The organism is Corallococcus sicarius (assembly GCF_003611735.1).
GTDB classification, from domain to species: Bacteria; Myxococcota; Myxococcia; order Myxococcales; family Myxococcaceae; genus Corallococcus; species Corallococcus sicarius.
In genome coordinates, this window is record NZ_RAWG01000452.1 from 1 (window position 1) to 5,889 (window position 5,889).

The following is a 5,889-nucleotide window of genomic DNA, read 5'->3' on the forward strand; positions in this document are numbered from 1 at the left end:
CGCCTCCTCCGGCGGAGGCCGCGAAGCCCGCGGTCCCCTCCGAGGTGACGGTGCTCATCACCGGCAGCACCCGTGGCCAGCTCCTGCCCGTCGAAGGCAAGGGCGGCGCCGCGGAGCTGATGGGCCGCTGGGTGAATGATGAAAAGCACTGTGCCGGTCCGCTGAAGGACGGCCAGGCGACCTGTGCGGATGCCGGCACGCTCGCCCTGACCACGGGCGACCTGTGGACGGGCCCGGCCCTCTCGTCGTTCTTCCTGGGCGCTCCGACGGCCGAGGTGATGGGGCACATGGGCTATGCGGCCTCCGCGCTGGGCAACCACGAGCTGTCGTACGCCAAGGACTCCTTCCTGAAGAACCGCACGGCCGGGGGCTTCCCCTTCCTGGCGGCGAACCTGAAGGTGACGGACGCGTCGCTGGCGAAGGACCTGTCCATGCCCGCGTTCCAGGTCTTCGACCGGCGCGGCCTGAAGGTCGGCGTGGTGGGCCTGACGTCGCAGAAGACGGTGCGCACGGCGATGTCCGGCCGCGCCGAGGGGCTGGAGGTGACGCCCTCCGAGGACGCGCTCAACACCGCGGTGCCCGAGGCTCGCAAGGCGGGCGCGGACGTCATCGTCGTGGTGGCGGACCAGTGCCCCACGGACCTGCAGCCCGTCGTGGCCAAGCACCCCGAGTGGAAGGTGTCGCTCGTGGCCGGTGGTCGCTGCGCGGAGGCGAGCGGCCCGAAGAAGGACGGCGAAACCACGTACGTGTCGCTGGGCCGCGGCTTTGATTCGTACCTGCGCGCGCAGCTCAAGTTCGACCCGGCGAAGCCGGCGGGCGAGAAGCTGACGGCCGTGGACACGAAGATGGTCGACGTCACGGGCGGCACGCCGGACCCGGAGACGGCGAAGCGCATCGCCGAGTGGCAGACGAAGGTGGAGCAGGCGCTGGGCCGGAAGATCGGCTTCTCCAAGGCTGGCATCCCCCAGGACTCGCCGCTGATGGCGAAGTGGGTGGCGGGCGCGGTGCGCACGCAGCTCAACACCGACGCGGCCATCCTCAACAAGGGCGGCCTGCGCGGCGGCCTGCCGGCGGGTGACGTGACGCTGGGCAGCGTGTACTCGGTGATGCCGTTCGAGAACTCGCTGCTCACCGTGAAGCTCAAGGGCGAGGACCTGGCGAAGCAGCTGGAGAACCCCACCGCGCTCGTGGCCGGCTTCACCCCGGCGGGCAAGGGCAAGTTCAAGGACGCCAAGGGCAAGCCCCTGGATCCGAAGAAGGAGTACACGGTGGCCACCGTGGAGTACCTGTACTTCGGCGGTGACGGCTTCGGCTTCGAGAAGCTGGACGCCGACCCGGCGGAGACGGGCATGGCGTGGCAGACGCCCGTCGTCGAGTGGACCCAGAATCAGGCCTCCACTGACGCGAAGCCGCTCGAGAAGCTCATCAAGTAGCGCGTGACGGCGTGCCGGGCCTTCGGTCCTGGCGCGTCGCCTTCGCGGTTCGGGGCGCCGGGTCCTCCCTTCACAAGGGGAGGGCGACCGGCGCCTCGTCGTTTCCGGGCTCGGCTAGAGTGGCCGCCATGGAGATGGCGGAGTTCATCGAGACGCGGCGCCCGCGCTGGCAGCAGTTGGAGTCGCTGCTGGACAAGTCGGAGAGCGGGGGGCTGCGCAAGCTGAGCCTGGACGAGGCCCGGTCGCTGGGGAAGCTGTACCGCGCCGTCTCCAGCGACCTCTTGTGGGTGCGCGCGCGCAGCGGCTCCGCGGACGTGAGCGCGTACCTCAACGACCTCGTGGGCCGCGCGTACGCGCTGACCTATCCCGGCACCCGGCCGCGCTTCGCGGACGTGTGGGCGTTCGTGGCACGCGGCTTCCCCGCGCTGCTGCGCCGCGAGTGGCGCATGTACGTGGCCTCCGTGCTGCTGATGCTGGCGGGCGCGGGCTTCGGCTACGTGGGCATGGTGGTGGACCCGGACGCGGCGCACTACCTGGTGCCCGAGCAGCACATGGACATGGACCCCGTGAAGCGCGCCGCCGACGAGGCCGCGGGCAAGGGCATGTCCGTGGAGGATCAGGCCCAGTTCACGACGTTCCTCTTCACCCACAACATCCAGGTGGCCTTCCTGGCGTTCGCGCTGGGCATCACCCTGGGCCTGGGCACGGCGGTGATGCTGTTCGTCAACGGCCTGTTCCTGGGGGCGCTGGCGCAGGTGTACGTGGCCAAGGGGATGGCCGGGTGGTTCTGGGCGTGGATCCTCCCGCACGGCATCCCGGAGCTGTCCGCCATCTGCATCGCGGGCGCGGCGGGGCTCGTCATCGCGCGCGGCATGGTGGCGCCGGGCGGCCTGTCGCGCGGGCAGGCGCTGCGCAAGGAGGCGGTGACGGCGGTGAAGCTGCTGTTCGGCACGCTGGTGCTGTTCGTGCTGGCGGGCTTCATCGAAGGCACCGTGTCGCAGATCCACCCGCCGAAGCTGTCGGTGGGCTTCAAGATTGGCTTCGCGCTCACCGTGGGCGCGGGCGTCTACGCGTACCTGTTGTCGGACTGGATGCGAGGCCGGCGGAGCGGGGCCCGCACCGACGGGACGACCGAGGCGGCGGGATGAGCGTGGGACGCACGCCCTCCGCGCCAGACCTGTCCGTGCCGCCGCTGCCGCGCGAGCCCGAGGTGCTCATCGAGTGTCCGCGCTTCTCCATGGTGAAGCGGCGCGCGGATGGGACGGTGGACTTCGTGTCGCCGCTGCCGTGCCCGTACAACTACGGCTCCATTCCGGGCCTGCTCTCCGATGACGGCGATCCGCTGGACGCGGTGGTGCTGGGGCCGCGCTTGTCCCAGGGGCAGCGCGTGCGTGTGCCCGTGGTGGCGGTGCTGGGCTTCGTCGACGCGGGGAAGGGCGACCCGAAGGTGGTGTGCGGCACGCACCCGATGACGGCCTCCGAGCGCGCGGGGCTGGAGCGCTTCTTCCGCGTCTACGCGCTGTTCAAGCGCGGGTTGCACCGGGTGCGTGGCGCCGTGCCTGACACGCGCTTCGTGGGCTGGCTGCGCGAAGGGCCCGAAGCCTGATGCTGCGTCTCAGCCGAGCTGCTTCGTCATCCGCAGCAGCCGGTTGAGCTTCAGGCCCTGCTCCAGCGGGCCCACCCACTTCTCCGGCTGGAAGCCCCTGCGCGTCCAGAAGCGGTGGGCGGCTTCGTTCTCTTCCAGCACCGCGAGCCTCAGCAGCCGGCCTCCTGCCGCGCGCACGTGGGACTCATAGGCGTGGACCACGGCCTCGCCCCGACCCTGGCCGCGCACCTCCGGGGCCAGGAGCAGGATGCCCAGGTACCACTCGCCCGGGGCGGGGTAGTCGCGCAGCGCTTCAATCATCCCCACGACGTCGCCTGTCGCGGTCCTCAGCGCCAGCAGGTGTCCCTGTCCCGGCGCGAGCTCCGGGGGACGCCCGGTGGGAATCTGCCGCGCCTGATCCGGCAGGGCCGGGCGCCCGTAGGCGAACTGGTGGAAGTCCTCGCAGCGCTCGAGCAGCGGCTGCAAGCACTCCGCCTCTGCGTCGGGAACGTGCTCCGCGGTGAGGTCGCCTGCCTGGAACGCGAAGTCCATGGTGCTCCGCTACAGCACGCCTCGCGCCTTGATGTCGAGATAGCGGTTCACCGCCGCGAGGCTCAGTTCATCCGGCGCCACGTCGAGCATCTGCACGCCGCCCCGGCTCACGCGGGCCTTGAGCACCTCGCGGTCCGTGAGCAGCTCCGAGGCCACCGCGTGCTGGAAGGCCTCCTCGGGGCCGGAGGGCGGCGTGCGCAGCAGCTTCTGCAACGCCGTGTCCTTCACCGACAGGCACAGCGGGACGTGGCGACGCGCCAGCCGGTGCAGTGGCGCCACCAGGGTGTGGGCCTGCTCCTCGTCGAGGAAGTCGGTGAAGACGCACAGCAGGCTGCGCCGGTTGAGGCGCACGTTGAGCTCCTTGAAGAGCGCCAGGTAGTCCACGTACGTGAGGCTGGGCGTCGCGGAGTAGAGCGTGTCCACCAGCTTGCGGTACTGCCCCCGGCCCGCGGCGGGCGGCAGGTACGCCTTCACGCCGTCCGCGAAGAGCGCCAGGCCCACCCGGTCCCCGTTGCGGATGGCGACGAAGGCGAGGAACAGCGCCGCGTTCACCGCGTGGTCCAGCTTGGTGAGCCCGTCCACCTGCGCCGCCATGGAGCGGCCCGCGTCCACGCAGATGAGCAGCGCCTGCGAGCGCTCCGACTCCAGCACGCGCGTCACCGGCCGGCCCCGCCGCGCGGTGGCCTTCCAGTCCACGTCGCGCACGCTGTCGCCCTGGGCATAGTCGCGCAGGCGCGCGAACTCGCTGCCCCGCCCGTCACGGCGCAGCTGCCGGAGCCCCAGGTTCACCAGGTCCAACGCCGCGCCGGACAGCAACAGCCGCCGCGCTCCGCGCAGGTCCGGGTACACCGACACCGACTTCGCGGCGGGGAAGGCGCGCTCGTGAGAGACGAGCCCCAGCGGGCCCGTCACCCGCACGTGCACGTCGCCAAAGTTGAACTTGCCGCGCTTCACCGGCGTGGCCCGGTACACCCACTGCGTCTGGCTGTCCGGCTTGAGGCTCAGCGCGGCTTCGTCAGGCTCCGTCGCGAAGGACGGGGGGGCTTCGTCCTTCACGCGGACGCGCACGGTGCCGCCGCCCCGGTGCACCAGGTTCACCTCCACCCGGTTGGCCACGCCGACGTTGAGGCGCTCCGGCAGCGTGCGGCGCACCTCCAGCCGGACTCGGCGGGCCTGGAGGAAGTCGAACGCGGCCAGCACCAACGCCAGCGCGTCGAGCGCCAGCACCGCGCCGCCCAGGCCCGGGAAGAAGCCCGCCAGCGCCATGGGCAGCGCGAGCAGGGCGAGCAGCCCCCACAGGCGCTCGGAGGGAATCACCGGGGGACCTCGACGCCCTGGACCACCTCGCGCAGCACGTCCGTGGGCGTGGCCCCGTCCAGCTCCGCGTCCGGCGACAGCAAGAGCCGGTGGCGCAGCACCGGGCCGGCGAGGAAGCGCACGTCATCCGGCGTGACGAAGTCGCGGCCCCGGAGCGCCGCCAGCGCCTTCGACGCGAGCAGCAGGTGCACACCCGCGCGAGGCCCCGCGCCCAGGCGGATGTTGGGCGAGGCGCGCGTCGCCGACACCAGCTTGCGGATGTAGCCCAGGACGGGCGGCTCCACGTTCACCTCGCTGAGCGCCGCGCGCGCCGCGAGCAGACCGTCCTTCGTCACCGCCGCGTTCACGCCCGCCTTCGCGAGGTCGCCCGCGTCGAATCCCCGGTGCACCGACGCGAGGATGGCGTCCTCCTCCTCCGGCGCGGGGTAGCCCACGTCGATTTTGAGGAGGAAGCGGTCGAGCTGCGCCTCGGGCAGCGGGTACGTGCCCTCCGACTCCACCGGGTTCTGCGTCGCGAACACGGTGAACATCGGGGAGAGCTGCAGGTTGCGGCCCTCCAGCGACACGGCGCGCTCTTGCATGGCCTCCAGCAGCGCGGACTGCGTCTTCGCCGGGGCGCGGTTGATTTCATCCGCGAGCAGCAGGTCCGTGAAGATGGGGCCGCGCGCGAGCACGAAGGTCTGCGACTTCAGGTCGAAGACGCTGGTGCCCAGGATGTCCGCGGGCATCAGGTCCGGCGTGAACTGGATGCGCTTGAACTCCGCGCCCACGCTGCGCGACAGCGCCTTGGCCATCAGCGTCTTGGCCACACCGGGCACGCCCTCCAGCAGGATGTGGCCTCCGGCGACGAGCCCGCAGAGCATCAGCTCCAGCGGTTCGTCCTGCCCGACCACGGCCTTGCGCACCTCGGTGAGGACGCCCTCGCGGATGGCGTGCGCGACCCGCACGGCGTGGCCTCCGTCCAGGGCGGGAGGAGGGGAGAAGGGGGGCGCGTTCATGGGG

Annotated in this window: 6 protein-coding genes; 3 read left to right on the top strand and 3 right to left on the bottom strand. The window is 71.6% G+C overall.

From position 1 onward, the window contains the following. From D7X12_RS38430 to D7X12_RS38440, 3 genes are all read left to right on the top strand, one after another. A partial coding sequence (locus D7X12_RS38430) for a bifunctional metallophosphatase/5'-nucleotidase (RefSeq protein ID WP_147443933.1) occupies window positions 1–1,433 on the top strand: 1,433 nt, incomplete at its 5' end. A 128-nt stretch (window positions 1,434–1,561) separates the two neighbouring features. After that, window positions 1,562–2,581, top strand: a complete 1,020-nt coding sequence (locus tag D7X12_RS38435) for a stage II sporulation protein M (RefSeq protein WP_120630133.1) — start codon at window positions 1,562–1,564, stop codon at window positions 2,579–2,581. Continuing rightward, window positions 2,578–3,039: an inorganic diphosphatase gene (locus D7X12_RS38440; RefSeq protein ID WP_120630134.1), complete on the top strand. Its 462-nt coding sequence runs from the start codon at window positions 2,578–2,580 to the stop codon at window positions 3,037–3,039. The genes D7X12_RS38435 and D7X12_RS38440 overlap by 4 nt, the downstream gene beginning before the upstream one ends. A gap of 9 nt (window positions 3,040–3,048) precedes the next feature. Here D7X12_RS38440 and D7X12_RS38445 read toward each other — a convergent pair whose 3' ends face one another. The 3 genes from D7X12_RS38445 to D7X12_RS38455 are packed head-to-tail and all read right to left on the bottom strand — an operon-like array spanning window position 3,049 to window position 5,885. Further along, window positions 3,049–3,570 carry a GNAT family N-acetyltransferase gene (locus D7X12_RS38445; protein WP_120630135.1) on the bottom strand — a complete coding sequence of 174 codons (522 nt, stop codon included), beginning with the start codon at window positions 3,568–3,570 and terminating at the stop codon, window positions 3,049–3,051. A gap of 9 nt (window positions 3,571–3,579) precedes the next feature. Next, the gene (locus D7X12_RS38450; protein WP_120630136.1) at window positions 3,580–4,887 is read right to left on the bottom strand and encodes a DUF58 domain-containing protein; all 1,308 of its coding nucleotides are present in this window, start codon (window positions 4,885–4,887) and stop codon (window positions 3,580–3,582) included. Then, a complete protein-coding gene (locus tag D7X12_RS38455; RefSeq protein WP_120630137.1) occupies window positions 4,884–5,885 on the bottom strand; it encodes an AAA family ATPase in 1,002 nt (333 codons plus the stop codon). Before D7X12_RS38455 ends, D7X12_RS38450 begins: the two co-directional genes overlap by 4 nt. Between the last annotated feature and the right edge of the window lie 4 nt (window positions 5,886–5,889).